The following is a 25458-nucleotide window of genomic DNA, read 5'->3' on the forward strand; positions in this document are numbered from 1 at the left end:
AGAGCAGAAGAAATTTCCCCTCTTAAAGTGTCCCCCTTATAGCGTTTGATGAGAGGGAAACGAAGCGTCTGTCTTCTTTACTAAAACTCTCAGCGCGATAGAACCATTTAAGTTATGAGGTTGTCCTCAAAAGTTGTCCGTGAAAAATACAACTTTTGAGGGCTTTTTTTGTGAACTTGAAAGAGAAAATCAAATCTGTTTTTTTGATATGAAAAGCAGTCACCGTGCTTTCAGCGAAAGACGCTTTTTCTGTTCCTTTCTGCTTTGCAGATTTTTTTTCAAAAATGAATAGTTACGGGTATGGAATTTTAAAAAAGAACAGTATAATGGAAATGAAGAAAAAGGAGAGTTAGCTATATGTGGATAAATTTTGTTATCTTAATTTTAATGATTGCGATTACGGCGCTGTTTGTTGCCAGTGAATTCGCACTTGTAAAGATTCGCCCCTCTAGATTAGAGCAGTTAAAAAATGACGGAGTGAAAAATGCAGATTTGGCACTCAAAGTCACCCATCATCTCGATGCCTATCTATCTGCAAGTCAGTTAGGGATTACACTGACAGGATTGATTATTGGGTGGGTTGGTGAAGGATCAGTTGCGGCAGTGTTAGAGCCGTTGATTGGCGGTCTTCCGCTGAGTGGTGCGTTGACCAAAACGATTTCTGTCGCATTAGGATTTATTATTGTTACTTATGTGGATGTGGTTGTTGGTGAGCTTCTGCCAAAGAGTTACAGTATCGTTTATACTGAAAAAGTAGTGCTCGCAATTGTGAAGCCCCTTCATTATTTTTATACGGCAATGTTTCCTTTCATCTGGCTGTTAAATCATTCAGCTGCGGGGTTAGGAAAATTACTGGGTGTTCAATTAGCGACAGAAGGGGAAGAAACATTAAGTCAAGAAGAATTGACGCTTGTGGCGATGAATTCTTACCAAAAAGGTGAAATTACTAAAGAAGAATACCATTATCTGGAAAATGTTTTTGAATTTGATGACACACTTGCAAAAGACATTCAGGTGGATAGAACATCAATGGCTGTTTTTGAAGCAGATGATACAGTTCAACAAGCGATTAAAGAGTCTTTAGAGCAAGGACATACTCGGTATCCTGTAATTGAGGAGTCAAAAGATAACGTGTTAGGCTATGTGACGTTACCAGCGCTGATTCGTCAATCTTATGAGAACGATCAAGTACCAGTCGGAAGCTTAGTTGAAGAAGTCATAGTAGTAGCAGAAAATATGCCAATTAAAAAAGTTCTAACAGTTATGAGAAAAGAACGGAAACACTTAGCTATATTAAAAGATGAATATGGTGGCACAAGTGGGTTAGTGACAATTGAAGATATTCTTGAAGAGCTTGTGGGTGATATTCGTGATGAGACGGATGTAGATCGTTCATTGATTGTGAAGCAAATAGATGGAAGCTATATTGTTTCTGGTAAAATTAGCTTAGATGATTTTCAGCGCTATTTCCATGTACATGTGGATGAATTTGACTCATCGGAGTTTACGACACTTGCAGGTTACATGTTAGACTTTGATAAAACAATTACCTCTGGAAGCCAATTAACCATTGGAGCTTTCCAGTTTACCGTGTTAGATTTTGAACCGGCACATATTAATTTTTTTAAAGTCACTCTAAGAAAAGAGACACAAGAGACAGATGTCTGATGATAAGAATATGCCTTGATTTAGAGAAAACAACTCTCTAAATCAAGGCATATTTTTTTGAGGTCGAGATAGGAAATGATTGATTAGTGTTAGCTATTCTGAAGAAACAGAAAATTCTGTGGCAAAGGAATAGATTCCTGAATGTGTGGAAAAATAGTCAGGAACAATTTCTTTTGCCATGAAAAACGAGGCGTCCTCTTCTGTGGAGAGTCCTTCTAGAAAAACATCATAATTACTGGCAGATTCAAAGCCAAAACGATAGTAATAGTCAGGGGAACCAGTAATCAAAACAGCTTGATACTGTAATTCTCGTGCTTTCTCTAATGTATAAGTGATGAGTTGGGTACCAATGCCCTTATTTTGATGATCTGGATGGATACTAAGGGGACCAAAACAAAGAACTTCTTTTGAAAATGATCCTTCAAATTTCATTCTGCTATAGGCAATATGGCCAATAATTTGTTGATTTTCGACTGCAACATAGCTTAACTCTTTTATAAATGCAAGAGATTTTCGGAGCTGGCGAAGAATGAGATGCTCTGTACAGCCTGGCTGATAGACATCCCAAAAAGCATCTCTTGTGAGTTCTTCTACTATCCGATAATCATACGCTGTTTCTAGTCTAATTTTCATAATAGCTCCTTAGACAGCAAGATTGCTTTTTTCCTGCTGTTCTTTTTCTAGTATTTTTAGTGATTTCATCGCTTTTATATAGGAATAAAGTAAGACCACGACAGAACCAATCCAAGCAAGTGGCGAGGCAGCAGCAGCTCCTGTATAGCCAATTAACTGGGTTAAGAAGATAGCTGCAAATGAGCGCATAAGTAACTCCATAATTCCTGCAATTGTTGGAATTTTACTTTGTCCCAAGCCTTGTAAAGTATAGCGTAAAATAAATAATATTGCTAAAATCCAATACATAGAACCATTCACATTAAAATAAATTTGTGAGAGTTCAAAGACTTTTACCTCACTGGTACTTACAAATAGCCGTACGAGATAATGACCGAACAAGATGACGACTGCCCCTGCTGCAATACTAAATCCACAGCTCATAATCAAGCACTGCTTAACTCCTTTTAGAATACGGCCATATTCTTTTGCACCATAGTTTTGTGCAGTAAAGGTTGCCATTGTCACACCAAAGGACATCATAGGTTGAGTTGCAAACTGATCAATACGACCTGCAGCAGCTTGTGCAGCAACAACATCTGTACCTAAACTATTTAACGCCGATTGTAAAATAATGGCACCAATAGCAATAATGGATGCTTGAAAGGCCATAGGTAAAGCGATGTTCAAATGTTTACGTAGTTCTTTTTTATCCCAAACAAAATCTTTTCGATGAAGCTGAAGGAGGGGGATTTTCTTTTTTATATAAATGAGGCAAAGAAGACTTGCCACCATTTGGGCAATCACGGTTGCGTAGCCGGCTCCTTCCACCCCCATACCAAAGTAAAGGATGAAAATTAAATCCAAGAGAACATTCACTATTACTGCAATCACAAGGAAAAATAATGGTGTTCGACTGTCCCCTAAAGCTCGAATAATATTTGATAAAAGATTAAAGGTCATTGCAGCAAAAATTCCTGCTAGGATGACCGAGATAAAGGCTTGTGCTTGATCAATAATTTCTGCAGGTGTTTGCATGAGAAGCAGCATCGGTCGTAAAAAGACTAAACTCACTATTGTTAAGACAGCAGTCACAATGAAGCTAATTATAATTCCAGTTGCAAAGCTTCGTTTGACCCCTCGAAAATCCTGTGCACCAAAACGTTGTGCTGTTATTATTGATAAACCAGAAGTCAAACCTTGGGCAAAACCAATGATTAAAAACGTTAGGCTACCTGTAGAGCCAACCGCTGCAAGTGCATTTTTCCCAAGTGTCTGGCCGACAATAATCATATCCACCATATTATAAAATTGTTGAAAAATATTCCCAATTAATAATGGAATAGTAAAAATAAAAATTAATTTTGCGGGATTTCCCTTTGTTAGTTCTCTCATTACTACGACCTCATCTCACCTTAAACTAAAATAATCAGTACAATACTAGCATAGGAAAGGAAACTTTCCTATCATTTTCAACAGCTTTCAGCATCGTAACGAAAGATTTCAGCAAATTAAATTTTTGATTACGACTAACTGTTTCTTTAATAAAGTATAGAAAAAAAGAGCCTTCTCACAAATCACCTGTTGTGGTTTGCGAAAGGGCTCATTATTCTTTAAGGCTTATCGCTGTTTAATTTCACTTGGTAAAAGAATGGTTTGCCGGGTACCGTCGTCAAAAGCAAAGACTTGTTTTGGATAGTTGTTGGAGTAATGAAATGGCAAGTCAATATCCATCTCTACCTCAGAGTTTTCTTGAGAAAAGTGCATCGTCACAAGTCCTCCGCGATTAACTAAATCAAATGTAAGGACATTTGTTAGTGGAATCACTCCTTTTAAATTCAAATCGATAATTACCCAAATACTATCAATTAGCTCTCCAGGTAAACTCGATACAACTCCGACTGAGGCAAATCGACTGCGATTCCTATCAAATTGTTCAAACATAAAAATAACCTCCTTTGGTGAATGAATCTCTTACTTACTTTTAGTATAAATCAAAAACAAAAAAGAAGCCCATTTTTTCTCTCGAAATGCTAAATTTTCTTAAAAGCAAATAGAAGAAGTCTGGGCCGAAAGAGTTAATGTTCATAAAGTTTCAATAAAAAGGGGTGCTGAAGTAAAAAAAGACGTCGAGGAAATCGCTCTCCTCGACGTCTAATTAGCAACTTTGATTTACATTTATGCTTATTTTGCTTCTTTTTCACCGATTACTTCAGGTTCCCCTGCAGCAACAGTTTCGTCTTCAATATCAGAAGCTGCTTTTGGTTCTGTAATCGCTAAAATTTGTTCTTCTGGATCAGTTACAATAGTGAATTTGTCGTTCTTAGGTAAATCAGCGATTGTTACAGCATCGCCAATTTCTAATTTTGTAATATCGACTTCAACACGCTCTGGAATATTGTCTGGTGTAGCAGATACAAGTACGCTGTATAAGTTTTGGTTTAGAACCCCACCAACTTTTACACCGGCTGCTTCACCAATCAACACGATTTCTGCGTCTAGCTCAGTAACTTCTTCCATGTCAACCGAGAGAAACTCTAAGTGAGTGAATTCTTTTGTGAAAGTGTCGACTTGTGTTTTTACAAGTAACGTATTCACTTTCTTTCCTTCGACGTCTAATGAAATTACCGCGTTCACTCCATGATCACGCAACGCTTTTGTTAACGTTTTTGCATCAACTGAGATAGGGGTACTTTCAATTTGGTAACCGTAGACAATCGCGGGGATTTTACCCTCGTGACGTAGCTTGTTCCTTAATGAACGGGGACGGACGGCTCTTTTACTTACTTCCAATGATACTGACATAACCTAAAACTCCTCCTTAAAAAGTGACTGTCCTTGGTATCAGACAGATTTTATTTAAGTGAATTTGTTTTTTGGTTATTCTCCTGCACATTGAACGGTGCGAAAAACACAAAAGGACAGCTGTCCACACAACTGTCCTAAAAAGTTTGAGTCAACTTTTCTCCACCAGGTCATTACGCTGTGTATGAGAAACCATATTCACTTTACTCTTATAGCCTAGCCCATATTTGAATGGAAGTCAAAGTTTTGCCCTCTTTCTTTAAAAAAACGGTAATTTTCTTAAAAAACAGTAAGTTTTCAATCGTTTACTGGACTTTTGTAAACTTGTTTCGACGCCAATTTTTGGTGAATTCTATCATGCTTGATTTAGATAGTTTCCTAAAAAAGACGTTATCATTATCTATGACCGAAAATAATTCAACGAAAGAGTTTGCTTTCTCTGCTGACAAAGTAAAAAGAGTATAGTGTTTCGTTGGCAAATAGATTCCCAATGAAAATGTTTGTAGAGCAGATGGTGTTTCTCCAAACATTGACCCAATACATAAATAATCCATTTGGTTATAAAGATAAGAAGAATAAGAAGTCTCTTCTAAAAAAGACAGAATATTAAACGTAATAATCCGTGTATTCGTCGCAAAAAGAAGAACACTTGCATCTTGTTGAAACATAGCTAAATAGGTTTTTGACCATTCAGTCTGTAATGGCTGTGGAGTGGAAAACAACTGGGTTTGCTGTTTATCGATACCCCACCAATAAATTTTTTCTGCAGAATCTAGCTGTTGGAAAAGAGGATCAACAATCCTTTTTTTAACAAATAGCTGCTGATTCTCAGTGGGAGATGCTAAACTAAGTGTCTGTGCAAGGGCTTTTGACATATTTTCAGGTTTATAAGTCGAAATCATTTGTTCTTTCTCCTTTTTCATATCAAACAACTCATCCAAGGAAACCTTATATAAAAGGGCCATCTGTTGTAAACTAAATAAGTCGGGCTGACTTTTTCCTAGTTCCCATTTTGAAATAGTTTGACGTGATAGATGTAGTTTTGTTGCTACTTCGGTTTGAGAAAATGCATGCAATTTTCTCAGTTGTTTAAGTTTTTCTCCTATAGTTATCACAACCGTACCCCCGCTTCAAAAAAAGTAAATGATTTTTGCCGCATCAATTTGTTGCGGCACTGAATTTCGAAAAATTGACTCCAACTATTCTTTAGTTTACCTAGTCTATTATTGGTTAGATAAGAAACTCTCTCTATAAGTATAGCTCATTTCAGCCGTTTGCTAACCCATTTTTTTGCAGACAGAGTGAGTAGATTACCTAGGGAATCACTTTTATTAAGTTCCTTCATTTTCTTCTATAGGTTTCTCTGTTTTTTACCAGATTTTTTCGATATACTGGTTTATGAACTAGGAAAGGAATCCCTTTATGCGCTTAGATAAATTAATTGAACAAGAACTTCTTACAAGCCGTAAGGAAATGAAACAATATTTTGCTAGAAAACAGGTACGAATAGATGGTCAGGTGGAGATGAATGCAAGTCGAAATGTTGACAGCCTACTGCATCACATACAGGTTGGATCAGATTGTTTGTATACTGACCATGTCTATCTTCTGATGAATAAGCCAGCTGGTGTTGTAACAGCATTAAAAGATGAAAAGCATACGACGGTCACTCAACTTGTAGCCTCTGTTGACCAAAGAGAAACTCTTTATCCAGTGGGGCGTCTAGACAGAGATACTGAAGGATTATTGCTGTTAACAGACAATGGTCAACTTGGCTATGAGCTTTTACTTCCAGAGAAAAAAGTCGAGAAAACCTATGAGGTATGGGTAAATGGAAAGCTAAGTGAGGCAGATAGATTGGCATTTCAAGCCGGGATTATGTTTCATGGCGGAGAAATTTGTAAGCCTGCAAAATTGGCTATACTCGATGCTTCTGATAAAATGAGTCATTGCCTTCTTTCTATTCAAGAAGGAAAATTTCATCAAGTGAAGAAAATGTTTCTCTCACGTAACGTGAAAGTTACTCGTTTGAGAAGAATTAGAATGGGACCATTAAGCTTAGATTCACAGTTGTTAAGAGGCGGCTATCGCCAGCTAAGTTATCCAGAATTAATGAAACTTAAACCCTATTTTAAATGAAAAAGGAGAAAACCATGAACTATACCACTTTATTATTTGACGTAGACGATACACTATTAGACTTTCAGTTAACAGAGGAAAATGCCTTGCAAAAGTTATTTCAAGAACAAGGAGTAAAAATGACTCCTGAATTGAAAGTGAGCTATAAAGCGCTTAATCATCAGCTTTGGCGAGAGTTTGAAGAGGGGAAAAGAACACGCGATGAAGTGACGAATGAACGATTTTCTCTTTTCTTTCAACAGTTAGGACAAGAGGTTGATGGGGTTGCTTTAGAAAACAGCTATCGTCAATATTTGAATCAAGGACATGATCTGCTAGGAAATAGTCGTGAAATTATTGCCGATTTAGCGAAAAAGGCCGACCTTTATGTTGTGACAAATGGTGTGTCTAAAACACAATATCAGCGGTTGGGAGATGCAAAGCTGACCGATTACTTTAAAGATATCTTTGTTTCAGAAGATACAGGTTACCAAAAGCCAATGAAAGAATATTTTGATTATGTGTTTGCGCGTATCCCTAATGTAGATAGAAACAAGACTGTTATTATTGGGGATTCCTTAACCTCAGATATTAAAGGAGGGCAACAAGCAGGGATTGATCAAATCTGGCTGCAGCCAGAAACGGCCAAAGAAGATGCCTTGATTCAGCCTACGTACAAAATAAAACGGCTTGAGGAAATCTATTCTATTTTAGAAGGATAAGAAATCAATGATTTTTTTCTCTTAAAGCATAGAAAAATCTGTATTTTTCGTTATAATAGACACTAGTGTAAATCACAACGAAAGAGGTTTTTATGCAATGACAAAAAGTAAACCAATTGTAATCGGCGTAACAGGAGGATCTGGTAGTGGAAAAACCAGTGTAAGCCGTGCGATATTCAATCATTTTCCAGATCACTCCATCATGATGCTCGAACATGATTCTTATTATAAGGATCAAAGTCATTTGAGCTTTGAAGAGCGTCTGAATACAAATTACGATCATCCGTTTGCTTTTGATACAGACCTTTTAATTGAACATTTGGAGAAGCTTTTACAGTATGAAACGATTGAAAAGCCTGTCTATGACTATGTAGCACATACAAGAAGTAGTGCTACGATTATCCAAGAGCCAAAAGAAGTCATTATCTTAGAAGGAATTTTGATTCTTGAAGATGAACGGTTACGAGAATTAATGGACATTAAATTATATGTGGATACTGATGATGATATCCGAATTATCCGTCGAATCAAACGAGATATGGAAGAGCGTGGGCGAACGCTAGATTCAATTATTCAGCAGTATTTAACGGTAGTCAAACCAATGTACCACCAATTCATTGAGCCGACAAAACGCTATGCGGATGTAATAGTGCCAGAAGGCGGCGAAAATCATGTGGCAATCGATTTGATTACAACCAAGGTGGCAACGTATCTAAAGTAGGCGAAAACATTTGAGCTAATGTGAGTTGAGTTTGAGAAAAAATAGATAAAAGGTCCTATCCAATCATTGAATAAAGCAGTGAAGCGCAAGAGCTGAACCCTAAGGGGCTGGTTCTTGCGTTTTTTATTTCAAAAATGAGGAGAGCATCCAACACATAGAAACATTTAGTTGCAGGAAGCAAGAAGAAAGGTATACTAATGAAAAGAAGATACATAAAATTAGCTATTTATCTTGAGGAGGAGCAGCTATGATTGAACGACATTTAGATTTAAATGAACACGAAGGAAAGATGAGGGGGACGACACGGAAAAATGTAAATATTTCCTTTGGAAGTGATGAAGATCAAGCGAGTCCAGTGGAATTGTTGGTTATGAGTATTTCAGGCTGCAGTTATGGTGTCTTGCGAATCATTTTAGAAAATAGAAAGATAACCTATGACTCAATTCATGTAGATGTTGATTATTTAATGGAGGATGCGAAGCCCAACAAAGTGACAGAAGTGGCCATTCATTTTAAAATAAAAAATCCGTCAACGGACATTGATACACTAGGTCGGGTACTTCAACAGACGATTAAAAGCTGTACAGTGATTCAATCAGTAAAAGAAGCAATACAAGTGAATGAACGAATTACGATTATAGAATAAAGGAGTTTGCGATGACTGTTCGATATGGAATTATTAGTACTGCACAAATTGTTCCTCGCTTTGTTGAAGGTGTGAGACAAAGTAAAGAAGGTGAGGTCACGGCAATTGCCTCTCGCTCAATTGAAAAAGCAGAAAAAATGGCTGGAGAACTATCAATTCCAAAAGCGTATGGAAGTTATGAAGCTCTCTGTCAAGATGAAGCCGTAGACGTTATCTATATTGCGACATACAATAAGGGACATTACGAGGCAGCAAAGCTTGCCTTGAGCTATGATAAACATGTATTACTTGAAAAGCCATTTACTTTGACGACGGCTGAAGCAACAGAGCTTTTTGAGTTAGCACAGAAGAAGACTCTTTTTTTAATGGAAGCACAAAAGGCTGTTTTTTTACCGATTACGCAAGAGGTGAAAGCATTAATCGCTCAAAAAGCAATTGGAAAGATTCAGTTTGTAAATTCAGTAACTGCGTATCCAAACATTGAGCATTTAACGTGGTTTCATTCTCTTGATTCTGGCGGAGGTCTTTTACATGGTTCTGGGAGTTATCCTCTTCACTATTTATCATATTTATTCGGAGACATAGAGGAATATAGTGGCTCTGCCAATGTTTCCGAGGGGGTAGATGAACAAGTAAATATTACCGTAAAATTTGATTCAGACCTCTTGGCAAATCTTTTCTTAACCGTTAAGCTAGACTTACCAAGTAAGCTGACTCTTTATGGTGAAAAAGGACGGATAGAAATTCCTGATTTTTGGAAAGCAAAAAGAGCAATGATTTACGACAATTTCGGACATGAAGAAGAAATTTTAACGGCGTTTGAAAATGAATTTACTTTTGAAGTGGACCATGTGAATACATGCATAAAAAATAAACAGATAACTAGCTCCATCATGACTAAGGAGCGGACAATTCAAACGGTGAATCTTGTTGAGTCATTTTACAAACAGTGGTTTAGATAAGGAGAGAGAAAATGAAGCTGCAGAGACAAAAGATAGAAACAAAAGAAGAGGTTGAGGAATTATACCACGTGATACAACGAATCTGGCCAGAAGTATTTACGCCGATTATTGGCGCTGAACAAGTTGCGTATATGCTGCGTACGTATCAATCACCTGAAAATATTTTTTCTGAAATATCTAATGGAGCAAATTATTTTTTATTAAAGGCAGAGGGGGAACCCATCGGCTACACCGCTTATGAAGTACAAGAAGAAGTCATCTATCTAAGCAAAATTTATTTGCAAGATTCTGTTCGGGGAAAAGGATATTCCTCAGAAGTATTTGACTGGTACGAAGAGGTGGCAAGAAAAAATCATAAAAAACGTCTTCGCCTGCGAGTAAACCAAGAAAATAAACGAGCAATTGAGGTCTATATCCATAGGCAATTCGTAAATAAAGGTGTCCTAATTTCTCCGATTGGCGAAGGGTTTGAAATGACCGATTATGTCTTTGAAAAAGAAATTTCTGAAAAATAAAACGACTTTTTAGAAAAATAGAAGAGAGGTGAGACAAATGGAGCTTATAGAGGGAATCACTAAGCTAAAAACACTAGTCAACACGAGCTTGACCTATGTGAGAGATGTGTATGACGAAGAACGTTTAATAGAAATGCAAGACATTTTAAAAAAGCTTACGACCACCTATGCAACAAATTTGACAGAAGCAGAAATAGAACGCTATTTTTCCTCTGATGTGGGTTACGTCACACCTAAAGTGGATGTTCGAGCAGTTGTTTTTAATCAGGAAAATGAACTTTTATTGGTTCAAGAAAAAAGCGATCATACATGGGCACTACCCGGGGGATGGGCAGATGTGGGCTTTTCACCGAGTGAGATTGCAAAAAAAGAAACAATGGAAGAAGCGAATATCTCAGTAAATCCTGTCTATTTAATGAAAGTAGTTGATAAAGCAAAGCATGATTATCCTGACAGCTTGGAATATGTTTACAAGTTTTTTATTTATTGTGAGGCGGACTCCTTTGATGTGTCAACAGGCCTTGAAACAAGCGCAGTTTCATTTTATAAGCAAGAACAGCTTACAGAAGGGTTCAATCTTTCTTTAGAAAGAAATACGTTTGAAGACATAAGAGATGCGTTTGATTATCACGCAAATAGATGGAATGAAACAAAGTTTGATTAATAGCCAAGAGCAAAATGAAAAGAACGCTTTTTGTACTTTTTCGTACAAAAAGCGTTCTTTTAATAGGTTCGTTTTTTTCCGCTTTTCACGTAGAGCCAATCATCGGTCACATTTTGATTGACATGTTTTAATAAAGAAAGCAATTGATTTTGTTCCTTTATTGTTAACCCGGCAATTGCTTTTTTCTCAGAGTATCTTTCTTCTCTAGCTAAAATCTGATACAAGTCTACTCCTTTATTTGTCGCATATAATCGTCTAATCTTTTTATTCTCAACATCCGATTCTTTTCGGACAAGTCCTTCTTTTTCCAAATTCTTAACTGATTTAGCGACAGAAGTGCGGTCTGACCGAGTGCACTCAGCTAGGGAATCGTTAATAATCCCTGGATGTTCCACAATTCGAGCTAAATAAACATATTGTCCTTTATTTAAATGTAGCTCTTTAAATTCCTTGTTGCTTATGTCTTCTAAAGCACGCGAGATCATTCCGATTTCTCTTAATAATTCAGACATCCTCTTGCTCCTTGAAAATCAATAAGGGGTTTTGGAAGAGAGCAATAACTTTTTGATAATCTTTTACATCAAGCACAAAAGTTTCATCTGGTTTTCCGGGTGCAAATACCCACTTCTCTTCTCTAAGCAAGTCACTATCAATAATTAAAGAAATAGTTGATGGGTAGCCAAAAGGAGAAACTGCACCAGGGCTTTGTCCAGTCAACTCCTGCATTTGTTCACTTGATACAATTGAAAGTCGCTTCCCAACAAGTTTGCTGAGTGCTTTAAAATCTGTTCGTTTTGTGGTGTACGTTAAAAAAATATAATACTGATTGTCTTTGCTTTTCAAAAATAAACTTTTTGTTTCCGTTCCAAAAAAGCCAAGTTCATGTTTCACAATGACGGCATCTTCGTTGGTATAAATTGCTCGATGGTGGTAACGCTCAAAATGGATACCCGCTTGCTTAAATGCTTCGTATAAATGAATCAATTTTGTTCACTCCTGTCTGTATGGGATTTTCCTCTTCAGTCTATAACTTTTTTGTTGAAAATTCAACAATTTTTAAAAAGGAACATCTCTTATAGATAAGCAGAAGAATTTACAGAGAAAAGAGAACATCCAGATACCTCTCGATAGTTTGAACAAGGTTTTTTCTTCAACGTGTGAAAAAAGGGAACCACGCTAGAATCATTCTACTTGAATCACTTGAACCCCCGTTTTCTTTATTTCTTTGATGATGTCTGGTGAGCAGTATTTATCTGTAATCAGGTAATCAAATACAGTAATGTCCGCGATTTTAAATTTGGACGTTTGACCAATCTTTCTATGATCGGCGACTACTATTTTATGTTTGACCGTATGCTTTATCATCAACTCATTTATTTTCGCCTCGTTCAATATTTTGGTAGTAATGCCATTTTCAATACTGACCCCGCTGCACCCAATGATACAGATATCGGAATTCATTGATGTAATAGTGTTTGTTGCAATATCACCAACAAGTACCTCCTTTGGAAAACGCAGCTCTCCGCCTGTCAATATATAGTTGTAGTTTGCGTTGTGTGGAGTAGAGGAAATCTTTAAATTGTTTGTGACGATTGTTAAATGTTTCGACTTAAAATAGCTAACAGCGTTTAATGCTGTTGAGCTTGAATTAATAAAAACGGTATCGTAGTCACTTACATAGGTACTTGCAATACGTGCGATAGCTTGCTTAATTAATTCCGGACCAGACTGATCAAAATCTCGCTGGTTATCAAAGTTAAAGATGCAATAGCCATATTTTCGTATAATATCATTTTTTTCTTCTAAGATATTTAAATCTCGTCGGATTGTACTAATGGATACGTTTAAGGTAGTTGCTAAATCTTTGGTCGTCATCTGTTCGTGCGCTTCCAGTACTTGTAAAATTTTCTGATGTCGAGAATCTATGTTTGCAATTGAATTTTTCATATGAAGTGCTCCTTTTTTACTAGTTTTTATGCACAAGTGATTTTTATATGATTTATTATACATCACATAAAAATTAAACGTCGTGAAAAATCATATAAAGTCCAAACAATCATATAAAAGGGTTTTCATGATGATTTTTTGAAGATATGATTTAAATATAACGAAAACAAAATCAATAAAGGGGCGAATAATATGGCAAATACGGTCAACGAAGTATCAAAAGAAAGTTGGATTTTATCCACATTTCCAGAGTGGGGCACTTACTTAAATGAAGAGATTAACCAAGAAAAAGTAGCAGAAGGTACAGTTTCTATGTGGTGGTTAGGGTGTACAGGAATTTGGATTAAGTCTCATGAAAACACGAATATTTTATGTGATTTATGGTGTGGTACAGGAAAGAGAAGTCATGGAGATGGAAAGATGAAGAAAGGACATCAGATGATGCGCATGAGTGGGGTGGAGAAAATGCAGCCGAATCTCCGGACGCAGCCGTTTGTTATTGATCCATTTGAGGTGAAGGATGTGGATGCTTTGGTAGTGACACATATCCATTCAGACCATTTAGACATCAATACAGCGGCAGCGGTTCATCAAAATTGTCCAGAGGCAAAATTTATTGGGCCCAAAGAAGTTGTAGCTACTTGGTTAAAATGGGGAATTCCAGAAGAGAAAACAATTGTTGTTGCGCCGGGAGATGAAGTTGCGATTAAAGATATTACTATTATTGCCCTTGAGGCCTTTGACAGAACGGCATTAGTTACGTGCGAGGATCCTAATGAACAGTTAAAAGGCAAGCTTCCGCAAGATATGGATAAAATTGCTGTGAATTATTTGTTTGAAACATCAGGAGGCTCAATCTATCATGCAGGAGACTCTCATTACTCTAATTTATTTGCCAAACATGGAAATGAACACAAAATAGATGTTTGTTTAGGTGCATATGGTGAAAATCCACGAGGAATTACAGATAAGGTTACCTCAGTTGATATGTTGCGTATGGCTGAATCATTAAACGCAAATGTGGTGATTCCTGTTCACTATGATATATGGGCAAATTTTATGGCAGATCCAAAAGAAATCACAGAAATCTGGAAGTTCAAGAAAGACCGTTTACATTACCAATTCAAACCATATATCTGGCAAGTTGGTGGAAAGTTTACTTATCCGACAAATAAAGATGACCTAGAATTCAATTTCTATCGTGGGTTTGATGATGTTTTCAGCATTGATAATGATACGCCGTTTCCATCATTCTTATAATAAGGAGGTGAAGCCCACATGTTGCAGTATTTTTTAGAGAATGATCTTGTTTATTATTCAGAAAAAGAAATTACTGATTGGAAAGAGGCAATTCAAGAAAGCTGTACCCAATTGTTGCAAAAAAAGATAATCGATCAATCTTATGTTGAAGAGATTATTCAGTGTGTAAATCAGCATGGCCCCTACATTGTGATTGTTCCGGGAGTCGCGATGCCGCACTCTTCGGAAAAAAGTAAAGGTGTCCACGACACGGCAATCTCATTTACAAAAATGAAAAATCCAATTGTTTTTGAAAGTGAGGGAGAAGAAGAGATTACGGCTAGTCTATTTTTTACACTCGCTGCAAAAGATTCAGAAGCACATATGCGAAATATTCAACGTTTGTCAGAGATGTTAATGACGGATGGAATCATTGAGCAATTGATTCAAACGCATTCGTTAGAAGAATTTAAGGCTGTTGAAAAAGAATACAATCTTTAGGAGGAAAAATGATGGGTGAATTTTTGCTAGGTATCTGGACATACTTTGCGACAAATATTTTGACACAACCTGCTTACTTGATAGGATTCATTGTATTGCTTGGCTATATACTACTTCGTCGCCCTTTTTATGAATGTATTGCCGGGTTTTTGAAGGCCACCGTAGGGTACTTTATCCTGACAGTCGGCTCAGGCGGATTAGTCAATAATTTTCGTCCAATATTAGTTGGTTTAAAAGAGCGATTTAATTTGGATGCAATGGTGACAGATCCGTATTTTGGACAAAATGCAGTAGATGCTGGATTAATGGAAACATTCGGTCGAACGTTTGGAGACGTGATGATTCTGTTATTAATCGCTTTTATTATGAATATTTTGCTGGTTCGTTTCCAAAAATATACGAAACTTCGAGCAGTATTTACTACAGGAAATGTGCAGATTCAACAAGCGGCTACAGCATTTTGGATTTTATTATTTTGCTTTCCAAACTTAGGGAGAATAGAAGTTCTTGTATTTATGGGATTAATTTTAGGTTGTTATTGGGCTGTAGCAAGTAACTTAACGGTAGGTATTACACAAGAGCTTACTGAAGGAGCAGGTTTTGCGGTAGCACATCAGCAAATGTTTGGAATCTTCATTTTTGCAAAATTAGCAGAATTTATGAGGAAACGCGATAAGAAAAAGAATAAATCTGATAAAGCAGATAAAAAGTTAGAGGATATGGAATTACCGGGGTTCTTATCCATTTTCAATGAAAACATGGTTGCAACTTCAATTTTAATGCTTCTTTTCTTTGGAATTATCTTATTGGTATTGGGTCAGGATTATCTAATTCAAGCTGGATTTATGCAAGAAGGACAAAGTTTCCTATTTTATATTATGACCACCTCTTTAAATTTTGCTGTATATCTCGCTATCTTACAATTGGGTGTTCGGACGTTCGTTGATGAGCTGACACAGTCATTTCAAGGAATTTCTAATACCATCTTACCAGGAGCCGTTCCTGGGATTGATGTCGCAGCAACATTTGGATTTGGCTCACCAAATGCAGTAACAATCGGTTTTCTATTTGGTTCATTAGGTCAATTTCTGATGATTGCTTTGTTAATTATCTTTAAATCACCAACAATTGTTATTGCTGGATTTATACCTTTATTTTTTGATAATGCAGTCATCGCGGTATTCGCAAACAATCGTGGAGGGTTTAAGGCAGCTTGTATCTTCCCGTTTATCTCCGGACTGATTCAAGTGGGGGGCTCGGCTTTATTTGCTACATGGATTGGTCTTTCACAATATGGAGGATATTTAGGAATGTTCGACTGGGCAACTGCCTGGCCATTGTTCACAGTGATTATGAAAGTTTTGGGTTATGCAGGTGTAGCTGTGGTAGTGATTGGTCTTTTAATCATTCCACAAATACAATATCGTAAAAATCCTGAAGGCTACTTTATGATTGTTGATGATTATGAGGCATATGCAGAAAAATTTCAAAAAAACTAATTAAATTTTAGGAGGAATTTCAATGAGGATTTTAGTATCTTGTGCAAATGGTTCGGGAACAAGTTTGATGATGATGAGAAGTGTAGAAAAGGCAATGAAGGATTTAGGCGTAGCAATCACAAAAATCCACCATTGTGCAATTTCAGAGGGAAAAAGTTCAGCAAGTCAGTATGATGTTGTTTTTACACCTGTTAATTTTTTATCAATGTTTGCTCAGGCAGAAAAAAAAGGCACAACCGTTATTGGTATTCGTAATGTGATGTCGCCTAAAGAAATCCAAGAAAAGTTTGCTGAATCTGAATTATATAAAAAAATGAAGTAAAAGGATCTGAGAAATGATGAGAATTCCGAAACTACAAATTGCGTTAGATCATAATGAGTTAGAGCATGCACTGGCAGATGCCGTAAATGTTGGAGAAATTGTTGATATTGTGGAGGTTGGTACCATTTTATGTTTGCAGGAAGGGAAAAAAGCAATTAGTTGTATGCGAAGTTTATTTCCTGAAAAAATAATCGTAGCAGATACAAAATGTGCTGATGCTGGAGGAACGGTAGCTAAGAATGTCTCAGATGCTGGGGCTGATTTCATGACGGTTATTTGCTGTGCAACGTTAGCCACAATGAAAGCTGCTAAAAAAGAAGTGAAAGAGCTGCAGGTAGAGTTGTATGGTGACTGGACATTTGAACAGGCACAACAATGGAGAGAGGCGGGTATCAAGCAAGCTATTTACCATCAAAGCAGAGATGCCTTAATCGCAGGTGAAACCTGGGGGAAAAAAGATCTGGACAAAGTAAAAAAACTTATTGAAATGGGGTTTGACGTATCTGTTACAGGAGGGTTAACTGTTGACACGCTTTCTTTATTTAAAGGAATTCAGGTGTATACCTTCATAGCTGGCAGAGGAATTACAGCTGCCGATGAGCCAAAAAAAGCCGCCAGAGCATTTAAAAATGAAATTCATCGGATATGGGGTGAGTAAATGACTCAAATTGGTATATATGAAAAAGCATTACCAAAAGACATCTCGTGGCTTGAACGCTTTCTTTTAGTAAAAGAGCTGGGATTTGATTTTATCGAGTTGTCGATTGATGAAACAGATCAGCGAATGGCACGCTTAGATTGGACAAAAGCAGAAATTCAACAGGTTCGAGAAGCCATGCTTCAAGCAGACGTTCGGATTCACTCACTTTGCTTAAGTGCCCACAGACGTTTTCCTTTTGGCTCAACAAAAGAAGAAACACGTAAAAAAGCTGATCAAATTATGAAAAAGGCCATCTATTTGGCTAGTGAGCTTGGAGTAAAAGTCATTCAGATTGCAGGCTATGATGTCTATTATGAAGAGAAATCTATGATGACTAGAGAAGGATTCATTGAAGGATTAAAAAAAGGGGTGAAGTTGGCATCGTCCTATGGGATTATTCTTTCGGTTGAGATTATGGATGATCCGTTCATGAATTCTATTCAAAAGTTTGTTCAGATAAAAAATCAGATTCACTCCCCTTATCTACAAGTTTATCCAGATTTAGGAAATCTATCTGCTTGGCCAGAAAATAATCCTGCCAATGAACTGGAGTTAGGCATTGACTGTATCACCTCCATTCATCTAAAAGATACGTATCCTGTAACGAAAGAGTCAAGCGGACAGTTTCGCGATGTGCCATTTGGTGAAGGCTGTGTTGATTTTTTAGGTATGTTGAAAAGTCTGAAACGTTTGGAATATGAAGGTACTTTTTTAATTGAGATGTGGAGTGAAGACAGCCCGACCTTTAAGCAAGACATTCAACAAGCTAAAAATTATTTATATCCTAAGTTATTGGAGGCGGGGTATCATGTTAAATCAACAACGAATTAATGAAATGAAAGAACGCGTTTTTGAGGCAAATCAAGCACTTCCCCAATTAGGTTTAGTAAAATTAACTTGGGGAAATGTTAGCGAAATCGATCGAGAGCTAGGTATTGTAGTCATTAAACCAAGTGGCGTAGACTATGCTGAAATGAAGAAAGAGCAAATGGTTGTGACTGATTTAAAAGGAAATGTTCTAGAAGAGAAATCCCTGCGCCCTTCTTCAGACTTAGCAACACATATTGTTTTATACGAAAATATGACAGAGATTCATTCGATTGTTCATACACATTCAACACACGCAGTTATGTGGGCACAGGCTGGTCGTGAAGTACCAGCTTACGGGACAACTCATGCAGATACTTTCTATGGTTCGATTCCTTGTACACGGCAATTGACAGAAAAAGAAGTTCAAGAAGCATATGAGGTGTATACGGGTAAGGTGATTGTTGAAACTTTTTTGAAAGAAAAAAAAGAAGCTGTGGATGTCCCAGGTGTTCTCGTATTTGGACATGGTCCGTTCACCTGGGGAGAGACAGCCAAAAAAGCCGTTCAAAATAGCTTGGTCCTTGAAGAGGTTTGTGAGATGGCAAGACAGACAGAAGAGCTAAACGCCAAGGCTGAACCGATTCCACAATACTTATTAGACAAACATTATTATCGAAAACATGGAAAAAATGCCTATTACGGACAAAAATAGGCTACTTCCATATAAGAAAATAAGAATTTAACTAAAAATTTAACTAGTGGATTGTTCAAAGGTATGCTATACTCTTTTTTATGCGACGGGTCGAGATGGTTTCATATTCTAGTAATATGCAAACCAAATTGATTTAGCGGAGGCCGCGACGTGAGTCACCTACCGGATGTAGGGGAGTCGGATAAACACTTTTGTGGAGAAGGTTTTATCTATTTGATTTATCAAATACCGCAAGGACACCAACGAATTTTTCGTTGGTGTTTTTTTTTGCAATTTTTTTATTTGCTCATACTTAACAAAATTTCGTATAAATTTTGTTAAGTGAGTAACCTTTTTCTATATATGATTAAAAAACAATGAGAAGTGATTTTTTTATCAATAGGTGAAGAAACCCCGGTAACATAACCTTTTTATTAAAACCCTCATTATTTTTTTGTTGAAAAATAGAAAAAAAGATTGTTTCAAACGTTTACATTATAATGTTAGTATGTTATATTTGTTTTGCGCTAATGGCACAAAAAATTAAATGAATTATTTTAAAGTGGAGGGACAACAAAATGAATGGATTTGTAGGAATTATTGAGCAAAAGATTATGCCAGTGGCAAATAAAATCGGCTCACAGCGTCATATGACGGCAATACGTAAAGGGATTATCGCAACGATGCCACTCACCATTGTTGGTTCATTTTTTACAATCTTGCTAAATATTCCAATTGAATCGGTGGCAGCAATGATTGAACCATATCGAGAAATTCTTGATATACCATTCCGATATACAATAGGAATTTTGGCATTATATGCAACATTTGGAATTGCCTCTTCTCTTGCAAAAAGTTACAAGCTAGATTCCTTAACAGCTGGGATACTAGCGTTGATGGCATTTTTAATTACTGCAGCACCACCTCTTCGCATTTTTGAAGATGTTGAGAATGTTGTTTCTGCAGGTCGCTACATAAATATTGCCAATCTAGGATCAGGATCATTATTTGGTTCTATTGTTACAGCTATTATTTCTGTTGAGATTTACCGATTGTTTGTTGTAAAAAATATCACGATTAAAATGCCAGAAGGAGTGCCACCGGAAGTATCTAACTCATTTATCGCATTAATTCCAGGAGCAGCAATTTTAATTTTATTCTGGGTTATTCGTCACATGATTGGATTTGATATTAACGGTTTCTTAAGTCAATTGCTCATGCCTCTAAAAGATGTGTTGGCAGGAAACAGTTTGTTTGGTGGTTTACTAACTGTATTTCTAATTTGTTTCTTCTGGGTTCTTGGAATTCATGGTCCAGCAATTATGGGTCCGGTTATTCGTCCATTCTGGGACATGTCTATTGCAGAAAACATGGAAGCTTTCCAAAGTAGTGGGATAAGTGAATTCAACATGCCAAATATCTTTACTGAACAATTTTTACAATGGTTTATCTGGATTGGTGGAGCAGGAACAACTCTTGCTTTAGTCGTTTTGATGATGTTCTCAAAATCTGAATACTTGAAGAGTTTAGGGCGACTATCTTTCTTACCTGGTCTTTTCAATATCAATGAGCCAGTAATTTTTGGTGCACCAATTGTAATGAATCCAGTTTTAGGGATTCCATTTATCGTGGCTCCTTTGATTACAACAACTATCTCCTACTTCTTGACAATCAGTGGGGTTGTACCTATGATGGTCGCACGTTTAGGATTTGCAATGCCATCTCCAATTGCTGCTTGGATAAGTACCAACTGGAGTGTGCCAGCAGCAATCCTAGTTATCTTTAACTTTGTTTTAACAGTGGGGATTTACTACCCATTCTTCAAGGTATTCGAAAAACAACAATTGCAAAAAGAACATGAAGAAAAACAGGCTGAAAGTGCTGCACAAACAGTAGTAGCAGACTAATAAAAATAAAAAGGTAGAGGAGGGTGCGTTGACCTTCCTCTTTGGTGAATTTTATGATGAGTTTTATCTTTTATATCGGTCTTTTTTTTGCCTGCCAGATTTTGGTAGAGAAAAAAATGTTGCCTGAGAAAATTTTAGTTATGCGGCTACGCTATGTACTATTATTTTCCATTATCGGAATTGCTCTAGCAATAGTTATCGGTCAGATGATTGGCATTGGTGTACAGGCAACGGCGACTGTGACGATTATTACAAGTTCGATTATTGCTGGGAAATATCGTTCAAAATTTGAAGAGATGGAAAGAGGGAAACGTGTATGAAACGTCAATTAGGAGTATCTGTTTATCCAGACCACAGTGATGTGGCAAAAGACAAAGCGTATTTAAAAAAAGCAAGTGAATGTGGATTTACACGTATTTTTATGAGTATGCTTGAAGTAACAGAAGGAAAAGAAGTTGTAAAAGCAAAGTTTCAAGACCTGATTTCTTACGCAAAAGAGTTAGGGTTTGAAACGATATTAGATGTGGCACCTACTATTTTTGATGAGCTGCAAATTTCATACGACGATATGACCTTCTTCCATGAAGTTGGGGCAGATGGTATTCGATTAGATGTTGGCTTTGATGGAAATAAAGAAGCGATGTTAACTTTCAATCCTTTTGGTTTAGCAGTAGAATTAAATATGAGTAATGATGTTGCGTATTTAGATAATATTTTAACGTATCAAGCAAATAAACCTTTTTTATATGGTTGTCATAATTTTTATCCGCAAGAAGGAACAGCCTTACCTTATGATTTCTTTGAAAGCTGTAGTATTCGTTTTAAAAAGGAAGGACTTCGCACAGCAGCCTTTGTTTCTTCACAAGTGGGAACTGTTGGACCATGGGATGTGAATGATGGCTTACCAACATTAGAAGCTCACCGACATTTAGCTGTAGATGTAGCAGCAAAACACCTGTTTGCTACAGGATTAATTGATGATGTAGTGATTGGGAATGCTTATGCATCTGATGAGGAATTAGAAGCAATGGGTGCTTTAAATCGTTATCAAACAGAGTTGACGATTGAGTTTGTACCAGAAGTAAATGAGGTTGAAAAAGCGATTGTTTTGAATGAACAGCATTTTCGTCGTGGAGATATTACGCATCAGGTAGTTCGATCAACGGAAGTTCGAAAAAAATACAAGCATGAAGAAAATACACCACATAACCATACAGAAGAGTTTCAAGTAGGGGATGTAGTGATTGGAAATGATACGTTTGGAAAATACAAAAATGAGTTGCAGATTGTTTTAGAGCCGCATACAGATAACAGAAAAAACAAGGTTGGACAAGTTACTGAGGCAGAACGTATTTTACTGCCATTTATTAAACCTTGGACGAAATTCAAATTTACGGAGAAGTAAGTATTAGAAAAGTAGGGATAGATATGTTGGATTTAGTAATCAAACGAGCGACACTAATAGATGGAACAATGATTGATATCGGGATAAAAGAAAAGAAAATAGTCACAATTAAAGAAGAAATTACAGATGAATCCAAAGAAATACTTGTTTTGGATTCTGATGTTTTTCTTTCAGCAGGATGGATTGATGATCATGTCCATTGCTTTGAAAAAATGAATCTTTATTATGATTATCCAGATCAGATTGGCGTGGAAAAAGGTGTGACAACCGTTATTGATGCAGGAACAACAGGTGCAGAAAATATTCATGAATTTTATACGCTTGCCCAAGAGGCGAAAACGAATGTCCTGGCTTTAGTAAACATTTCTAAGTGGGGGATTGTAGAACAAGATGAATTAGCTGATTTATCTAAAGTGAAAGAAGCCCTTGTAAAAAAAGCGCTTCATGATCTACCAGATTTTATCGTTGGAATTAAAGCACGAATGAGTAAGACGGTAATTGGGGACAACGGCATTACTCCTTTAGAAATGGCGAAGAAAATACAAGCAGAAAACAAACATCTGCCACTTATGGTTCATGTGGGGTCTGCACCGCCGGAACTTGAAGAAATATTATCAGTGATGGAAAAAGGCGATGTACTTACTCATTGCTTTAACGGGAAGATAAACGGCATTTTAGATACGGAGTCAGACACAATTAAACCATTTGTTTGGGATGCTTATAATAAAGGAATCATTTTTGATATTGGTCACGGAACAGATAGTTTTAATTTTCATGTAGCACAGACGGCTCTTCGTGAAGAGATGAAAGCCACTTCCATCAGTACGGATATTTATATCCGTAATCGAACAAATGGTCCAGTGTATGATATGGCGACAACGATGGAAAAACTTTTTGTAGTAGGATATTCATGGGAAGAGATTCTGGAAAAAATTACAGAAGTGCCAGCAAACAACTTTGGTCTTAAAAATAAAGGGAAAATTCAAACCGGCTATGACGCGGACTTTACTGTATTTAAGATTGAAGACAAAGAAAAAGTGCTGACAGATTCTAATGGATTTACACGAACAACAACACAGCAAATCACACCAGTGAAGACCATCATCGGAGGGGTTATTTATGACAATTAGCTATCAAAAATTTGGTTTAAAAGAAGTAATTAATGCATCGGGCCGCATGACGATTTTAGGCGTTTCAAAGGTTTCAGAAACTGTCTTATCAGCGCAGCGCTTTGGAGGAGAACACTTTTTTGAAATGGCGGATTTGAGTGAAAAAACAGGGGCGTACATTGCAAACCTATTAGCGGTGGAAGATGCACAAATTGTTTCTTCGGCATCTGCTGGCATTGCTCAAAGTGTAGCGGCAATTATTGGTCAAGGAAGCAGCTATCATGCGTATCATCCTTACACAGAGAAAGTGACAAAACGAGAAATTATTCTACCAAAAGGGCACAATGTTGATTATGGAACACCGGTTGAGGTGATGGTTCAACAAGGTGGCGGAACGGTAATTGAAGCAGGCTATGCGAATATGTGTGCACCCGAGCATATTGAAATGATGATTACTGAACAAACAGCCGCTATTCTCTATATCAAGAGCCATCATACGGTTCAAAAAAGCATGCTGACAGTTGCGCAGGCTGCCAAAGTAGCAAAAGCACATCAGTTGCCATTAATTGTGGATGCAGCAGCAGAAGAAGACTTGTTTGCCTATATCAAGGATGGTGCTGATTTAGTCATCTATTCTGGAGCAAAAGCAATTGAGGGACCTAGTGCAGGACTTGTAATTGGGAAAAAGAAGTATATCCAGTGGGTACGTCTGCAAGGAAAAGGAATTGGACGTGCAATGAAGATTGGTAAAGACAACATACTAGGATTTACCCAAGCAATTGAAGATTATTTATCAAACGGAACGGAATCAGGAGAGGCAATGAAAGCCAGATTGACCCCGTTTGTCGAGCGGATAAACGAGATTGATGGCTTAACTGCCAGCATTGTTCAAGACGGCGCAGGTCGAGAGATTTATCGTGGAAGCGTAAAAGTAAATGGGCGGAAAAATGCCAAGGAAGTCATTTCTGAGCTGAAGGAAAAAGACCCAGCTGTTTATACACGTGAATATCAAGCAAACAATGGAATTATCGAGTTTGATATCCGTTCTGTAAACGAAGAAGAAATGAAGAAAATCGTCACTCGATTAGAAGAAATTATGTAAAATAGATAACTGTAGAAAACAACTAAGGGAGAGAATTATTATGTCACTAACACCAAATTATCTAGAAAACCGTATCTGTTTAAATGTTTTAGCTAACTCTGTAGAAAATGCAAAAGCTTGCTATGAAGCGGCAGAAGGGCATGTTGTTTTAGGCGTGCTATCAAAAAATTATGAAACAGATGAAGCAGCAATTGAAGACATGAAACGTTATCAAGAAGCAACAAATAATGCACTGTCAGTTGGCCTAGGTGCAGGAGATCCAAATCAAAGTCAAATGGTTTCACGCCTTTCAGGTGTTTTACAGCCGCAACACGTCAACCAAGTATTCACTGGAGTGGGCACTTCTCGCGCATTACTAGGTCAAGACGAAACCATTATTAACGGATTAGTTTCACCTACTGGGAAAGTGGGAATCGTGAATATTGCCACAGGACCTTTAAGCTCTAAAGCGCCTGCTGGTGAAGTGAGTATTGAAACAGCTATTAAACTATTAAAAGACATGGGCGGAAGTTCAATCAAATATTTCCCAATGAAAGGGTTAGCTCATAAAGAAGAGTACAAAGCAGTAGCGGAAGCTTGCGCAAAATATGATTTTTATTTGGAACCAACGGGTGGAATTGATTTAGAGAACTTTGAAGAAATCGTTCAAATCGCAGTGGATGCGGGCGTGAAAAAGATTATTCCACATGTATACAGCTCAGTAATCGATAAAGAAACCGGTGATACAAAGGTAGAAGATGTAAAAGCATTGGTTGAAATGATGAAAAATACGTTAAAATAAAGAGGGAATTTA

29 protein-coding genes are annotated in these 25458 nt (G+C 37.0%); 21 read left to right on the plus strand and 8 right to left on the minus strand.

Annotated elements, in window-relative coordinates; translation table 11 throughout:
• Positions 1-357: 357 nt before the first annotated feature.
• The gene (locus I589_RS02685) at positions 358-1668 is read left to right on the plus strand and encodes a hemolysin family protein (protein WP_010769671.1); all 1311 of its coding nucleotides are present in this window, start codon (positions 358-360) and stop codon (positions 1666-1668) included.
• A gap of 93 nt (positions 1669-1761) precedes the next feature.
• Here the strand turns inward: I589_RS02685 and I589_RS02690 are convergent, their stop codons facing one another.
• The 5 genes from I589_RS02690 to I589_RS17730 all read right to left on the minus strand — a co-directional run bounded on the left by I589_RS02690 (position 1762) and on the right by I589_RS17730 (position 6200).
• Positions 1762-2301 (minus strand): GNAT family N-acetyltransferase, encoded by a 540-nt coding sequence (locus tag I589_RS02690; RefSeq protein WP_010769670.1) that lies wholly within the window; start codon positions 2299-2301, stop codon positions 1762-1764.
• Positions 2302-2310: 9 nt separating this feature from the next.
• Positions 2311-3675 carry an MATE family efflux transporter gene (locus tag I589_RS02695; RefSeq protein WP_010769669.1) on the minus strand — a complete coding sequence of 455 codons (1365 nt, stop codon included), beginning with the start codon at positions 3673-3675 and terminating at the stop codon, positions 2311-2313.
• 225 nt (positions 3676-3900) lie between these two features.
• A complete protein-coding gene (locus I589_RS02700; protein ID WP_010769668.1) occupies positions 3901-4224 on the minus strand; it encodes a DUF960 domain-containing protein in 324 nt (107 codons plus the stop codon).
• Between the two features lie 240 nt (positions 4225-4464).
• On the minus strand, positions 4465-5085 hold the full coding sequence (locus I589_RS02705; protein ID WP_010769667.1) for a 50S ribosomal protein L25/general stress protein Ctc: 621 nt from the start codon (positions 5083-5085) through the stop codon (positions 4465-4467).
• Positions 5086-5390: 305 nt separating this feature from the next.
• Entirely contained in the window at positions 5391-6200 is an 810-nt protein-coding gene (locus tag I589_RS17730) for a helix-turn-helix domain-containing protein (RefSeq protein WP_010769666.1), read from the minus strand.
• A gap of 307 nt (positions 6201-6507) precedes the next feature.
• On the opposite strand from I589_RS17730, the gene I589_RS02715 reads away from it, so the two are divergent.
• The 7 genes from I589_RS02715 (at position 6508) to I589_RS02745 (ending at position 11433) form a co-directional block, all read left to right on the plus strand.
• Positions 6508-7224, plus strand: a complete 717-nt coding sequence (locus I589_RS02715; protein ID WP_010769665.1) for a 16S rRNA pseudouridine(516) synthase — start codon at positions 6508-6510, stop codon at positions 7222-7224.
• 14 nt (positions 7225-7238) lie between these two features.
• Positions 7239-7925, plus strand: coding sequence for a YjjG family noncanonical pyrimidine nucleotidase (locus tag I589_RS02720; protein WP_010769664.1), 687 nt, complete (start codon positions 7239-7241; stop codon positions 7923-7925).
• Between the two features lie 97 nt (positions 7926-8022).
• Positions 8023-8646 carry a uridine kinase gene (gene udk, locus I589_RS02725; RefSeq protein ID WP_010769663.1) on the plus strand — a complete coding sequence of 208 codons (624 nt, stop codon included), beginning with the start codon at positions 8023-8025 and terminating at the stop codon, positions 8644-8646.
• 247 nt (positions 8647-8893) lie between these two features.
• A complete protein-coding gene (locus I589_RS02730; protein WP_010769662.1) occupies positions 8894-9292 on the plus strand; it encodes an OsmC family protein in 399 nt (132 codons plus the stop codon).
• An 11-nt stretch (positions 9293-9303) separates the two neighbouring features.
• The gene (locus I589_RS02735) at positions 9304-10254 is read left to right on the plus strand and encodes a Gfo/Idh/MocA family protein (RefSeq protein ID WP_010769661.1); all 951 of its coding nucleotides are present in this window, start codon (positions 9304-9306) and stop codon (positions 10252-10254) included.
• An 11-nt stretch (positions 10255-10265) separates the two neighbouring features.
• Positions 10266-10769, plus strand: coding sequence for a GNAT family N-acetyltransferase (locus tag I589_RS02740; RefSeq protein ID WP_010769660.1), 504 nt, complete (start codon positions 10266-10268; stop codon positions 10767-10769).
• Between the two features lie 37 nt (positions 10770-10806).
• Complete coding sequence (locus tag I589_RS02745; protein WP_010769659.1) at positions 10807-11433, plus strand: NUDIX domain-containing protein; 627 nt, start codon at positions 10807-10809, stop codon at positions 11431-11433.
• Between the two features lie 59 nt (positions 11434-11492).
• Here I589_RS02745 and I589_RS02750 read toward each other — a convergent pair whose 3' ends face one another.
• The 3 genes from I589_RS02750 to I589_RS02760 form a co-directional block, all read right to left on the minus strand.
• Positions 11493-11945 carry a MarR family winged helix-turn-helix transcriptional regulator gene (locus tag I589_RS02750; RefSeq protein ID WP_010769658.1) on the minus strand — a complete coding sequence of 151 codons (453 nt, stop codon included), beginning with the start codon at positions 11943-11945 and terminating at the stop codon, positions 11493-11495.
• Complete coding sequence (locus tag I589_RS02755; RefSeq protein ID WP_010769657.1) at positions 11938-12417, minus strand: YbaK/EbsC family protein; 480 nt, start codon at positions 12415-12417, stop codon at positions 11938-11940. Before I589_RS02755 ends, I589_RS02750 begins: the two co-directional genes overlap by 8 nt.
• Positions 12418-12615: 198 nt before the next feature.
• Positions 12616-13380, minus strand: coding sequence for a DeoR/GlpR family DNA-binding transcription regulator (locus I589_RS02760; RefSeq protein ID WP_010769656.1), 765 nt, complete (start codon positions 13378-13380; stop codon positions 12616-12618).
• 192 nt (positions 13381-13572) lie between these two features.
• On the opposite strand from I589_RS02760, the gene ulaG reads away from it, so the two are divergent.
• From ulaG to dagF, 13 genes are all read left to right on the plus strand, one after another.
• A complete protein-coding gene (gene ulaG / locus I589_RS02765) occupies positions 13573-14640 on the plus strand; it encodes an L-ascorbate 6-phosphate lactonase (RefSeq protein WP_010769655.1) in 1068 nt (355 codons plus the stop codon).
• 18 nt (positions 14641-14658) lie between these two features.
• Positions 14659-15120: a PTS sugar transporter subunit IIA gene (locus I589_RS02770; protein ID WP_010769654.1), complete on the plus strand. Its 462-nt coding sequence runs from the start codon at positions 14659-14661 to the stop codon at positions 15118-15120.
• Positions 15121-15131: 11 nt separating this feature from the next.
• Positions 15132-16619: a PTS ascorbate transporter subunit IIC gene (gene ulaA, locus I589_RS02775; RefSeq protein WP_010769653.1), complete on the plus strand. Its 1488-nt coding sequence runs from the start codon at positions 15132-15134 to the stop codon at positions 16617-16619.
• 22 nt (positions 16620-16641) lie between these two features.
• Positions 16642-16941 (plus strand): PTS sugar transporter subunit IIB, encoded by a 300-nt coding sequence (locus tag I589_RS02780; protein WP_010769652.1) that lies wholly within the window; start codon positions 16642-16644, stop codon positions 16939-16941.
• A gap of 16 nt (positions 16942-16957) precedes the next feature.
• Entirely contained in the window at positions 16958-17599 is a 642-nt protein-coding gene (locus tag I589_RS02785) for a 3-keto-L-gulonate-6-phosphate decarboxylase UlaD (RefSeq protein WP_034684605.1), read from the plus strand.
• Positions 17600-18472, plus strand: coding sequence for an L-ribulose-5-phosphate 3-epimerase (locus I589_RS02790; RefSeq protein WP_010769650.1), 873 nt, complete (start codon positions 17600-17602; stop codon positions 18470-18472).
• Positions 18450-19163, plus strand: coding sequence for an L-ribulose-5-phosphate 4-epimerase (locus I589_RS02795; protein ID WP_010769649.1), 714 nt, complete (start codon positions 18450-18452; stop codon positions 19161-19163). The genes I589_RS02790 and I589_RS02795 overlap by 23 nt, the downstream gene beginning before the upstream one ends.
• 557 nt (positions 19164-19720) lie before the next feature.
• A complete protein-coding gene (locus I589_RS02800; RefSeq protein ID WP_010769648.1) occupies positions 19721-21049 on the plus strand; it encodes a PTS sugar transporter subunit IIC in 1329 nt (442 codons plus the stop codon).
• 56 nt (positions 21050-21105) lie between these two features.
• Positions 21106-21369 carry a hypothetical protein gene (locus I589_RS02805; RefSeq protein WP_034684608.1) on the plus strand — a complete coding sequence of 88 codons (264 nt, stop codon included), beginning with the start codon at positions 21106-21108 and terminating at the stop codon, positions 21367-21369.
• Entirely contained in the window at positions 21366-22454 is a 1089-nt protein-coding gene (locus tag I589_RS02810) for a DUF871 domain-containing protein (protein ID WP_010769646.1), read from the plus strand. The genes I589_RS02805 and I589_RS02810 overlap by 4 nt, the downstream gene beginning before the upstream one ends.
• A 23-nt stretch (positions 22455-22477) precedes the next feature.
• Positions 22478-23584 (plus strand): amidohydrolase/deacetylase family metallohydrolase, encoded by a 1107-nt coding sequence (locus I589_RS02815; RefSeq protein WP_010769645.1) that lies wholly within the window; start codon positions 22478-22480, stop codon positions 23582-23584.
• Positions 23574-24665 carry a DgaE family pyridoxal phosphate-dependent ammonia lyase gene (locus tag I589_RS02820; protein ID WP_010769644.1) on the plus strand — a complete coding sequence of 364 codons (1092 nt, stop codon included), beginning with the start codon at positions 23574-23576 and terminating at the stop codon, positions 24663-24665. The genes I589_RS02815 and I589_RS02820 overlap by 11 nt, the downstream gene beginning before the upstream one ends.
• Positions 24666-24705: 40 nt before the next feature.
• The gene (gene dagF / locus I589_RS02825; protein ID WP_010769643.1) at positions 24706-25446 is read left to right on the plus strand and encodes a 2-dehydro-3-deoxy-phosphogluconate aldolase; all 741 of its coding nucleotides are present in this window, start codon (positions 24706-24708) and stop codon (positions 25444-25446) included.
• Positions 25447-25458: the final 12 nt, after the last annotated feature.

The sequence above is a fragment of the Enterococcus phoeniculicola ATCC BAA-412 genome (assembly GCF_000407505.1).
In the GTDB taxonomy this organism is placed as follows: Bacteria; Bacillota; Bacilli; order Lactobacillales; family Enterococcaceae; genus Enterococcus_K; species Enterococcus_K phoeniculicola.

Excerpts from the sequence above, each read along its gene's own strand:
- I589_RS02695 (WP_010769669.1), bottom strand. The coding sequence starts at position 3,675 with ATGAGAGAACTAACAAAGGGAAATCCCGCAAAATTAATTTTTATTTTT.
- I589_RS02745 (WP_010769659.1), top strand. The coding sequence starts at position 10,807 with ATGGAGCTTATAGAGGGAATCACTAAGCTAAAAACACTAGTCAACACG.
- I589_RS02750 (WP_010769658.1), bottom strand. The coding sequence starts at position 11,945 with ATGTCTGAATTATTAAGAGAAATCGGAATGATCTCGCGTGCTTTAGAA.
- I589_RS02705 (WP_010769667.1), bottom strand. The coding sequence starts at position 5,085 with ATGTCAGTATCATTGGAAGTAAGTAAAAGAGCCGTCCGTCCCCGTTCA.
- I589_RS02690 (WP_010769670.1), bottom strand. The coding sequence starts at position 2,301 with ATGAAAATTAGACTAGAAACAGCGTATGATTATCGGATAGTAGAAGAA.
- I589_RS02785 (WP_034684605.1), top strand. The coding sequence starts at position 16,958 with ATGAGAATTCCGAAACTACAAATTGCGTTAGATCATAATGAGTTAGAG.
- I589_RS02735 (WP_010769661.1), top strand. The coding sequence starts at position 9,304 with ATGACTGTTCGATATGGAATTATTAGTACTGCACAAATTGTTCCTCGC.
- I589_RS02720 (WP_010769664.1), top strand. The coding sequence starts at position 7,239 with ATGAACTATACCACTTTATTATTTGACGTAGACGATACACTATTAGAC.
- I589_RS02800 (WP_010769648.1), top strand. The coding sequence starts at position 19,721 with ATGAATGGATTTGTAGGAATTATTGAGCAAAAGATTATGCCAGTGGCA.
- I589_RS02805 (WP_034684608.1), top strand. The coding sequence starts at position 21,106 with ATGAGTTTTATCTTTTATATCGGTCTTTTTTTTGCCTGCCAGATTTTG.
- ulaA (WP_010769653.1), top strand. The coding sequence starts at position 15,132 with ATGGGTGAATTTTTGCTAGGTATCTGGACATACTTTGCGACAAATATT.
- I589_RS02810 (WP_010769646.1), top strand. The coding sequence starts at position 21,366 with ATGAAACGTCAATTAGGAGTATCTGTTTATCCAGACCACAGTGATGTG.
- I589_RS02685 (WP_010769671.1), top strand. The coding sequence starts at position 358 with ATGTGGATAAATTTTGTTATCTTAATTTTAATGATTGCGATTACGGCG.
- I589_RS02700 (WP_010769668.1), bottom strand. The coding sequence starts at position 4,224 with ATGTTTGAACAATTTGATAGGAATCGCAGTCGATTTGCCTCAGTCGGA.
- I589_RS02715 (WP_010769665.1), top strand. The coding sequence starts at position 6,508 with ATGCGCTTAGATAAATTAATTGAACAAGAACTTCTTACAAGCCGTAAG.
- I589_RS02815 (WP_010769645.1), top strand. The coding sequence starts at position 22,478 with ATGTTGGATTTAGTAATCAAACGAGCGACACTAATAGATGGAACAATG.
- I589_RS02770 (WP_010769654.1), top strand. The coding sequence starts at position 14,659 with ATGTTGCAGTATTTTTTAGAGAATGATCTTGTTTATTATTCAGAAAAA.
- I589_RS02820 (WP_010769644.1), top strand. The coding sequence starts at position 23,574 with ATGACAATTAGCTATCAAAAATTTGGTTTAAAAGAAGTAATTAATGCA.
- I589_RS02795 (WP_010769649.1), top strand. The coding sequence starts at position 18,450 with ATGTTAAATCAACAACGAATTAATGAAATGAAAGAACGCGTTTTTGAG.
- I589_RS02760 (WP_010769656.1), bottom strand. The coding sequence starts at position 13,380 with ATGAAAAATTCAATTGCAAACATAGATTCTCGACATCAGAAAATTTTA.
- I589_RS02790 (WP_010769650.1), top strand. The coding sequence starts at position 17,600 with ATGACTCAAATTGGTATATATGAAAAAGCATTACCAAAAGACATCTCG.
- I589_RS02730 (WP_010769662.1), top strand. The coding sequence starts at position 8,894 with ATGATTGAACGACATTTAGATTTAAATGAACACGAAGGAAAGATGAGG.
- udk (WP_010769663.1), top strand. The coding sequence starts at position 8,023 with ATGACAAAAAGTAAACCAATTGTAATCGGCGTAACAGGAGGATCTGGT.
- dagF (WP_010769643.1), top strand. The coding sequence starts at position 24,706 with ATGTCACTAACACCAAATTATCTAGAAAACCGTATCTGTTTAAATGTT.
- I589_RS02780 (WP_010769652.1), top strand. The coding sequence starts at position 16,642 with ATGAGGATTTTAGTATCTTGTGCAAATGGTTCGGGAACAAGTTTGATG.
- I589_RS02740 (WP_010769660.1), top strand. The coding sequence starts at position 10,266 with ATGAAGCTGCAGAGACAAAAGATAGAAACAAAAGAAGAGGTTGAGGAA.
- ulaG (WP_010769655.1), top strand. The coding sequence starts at position 13,573 with ATGGCAAATACGGTCAACGAAGTATCAAAAGAAAGTTGGATTTTATCC.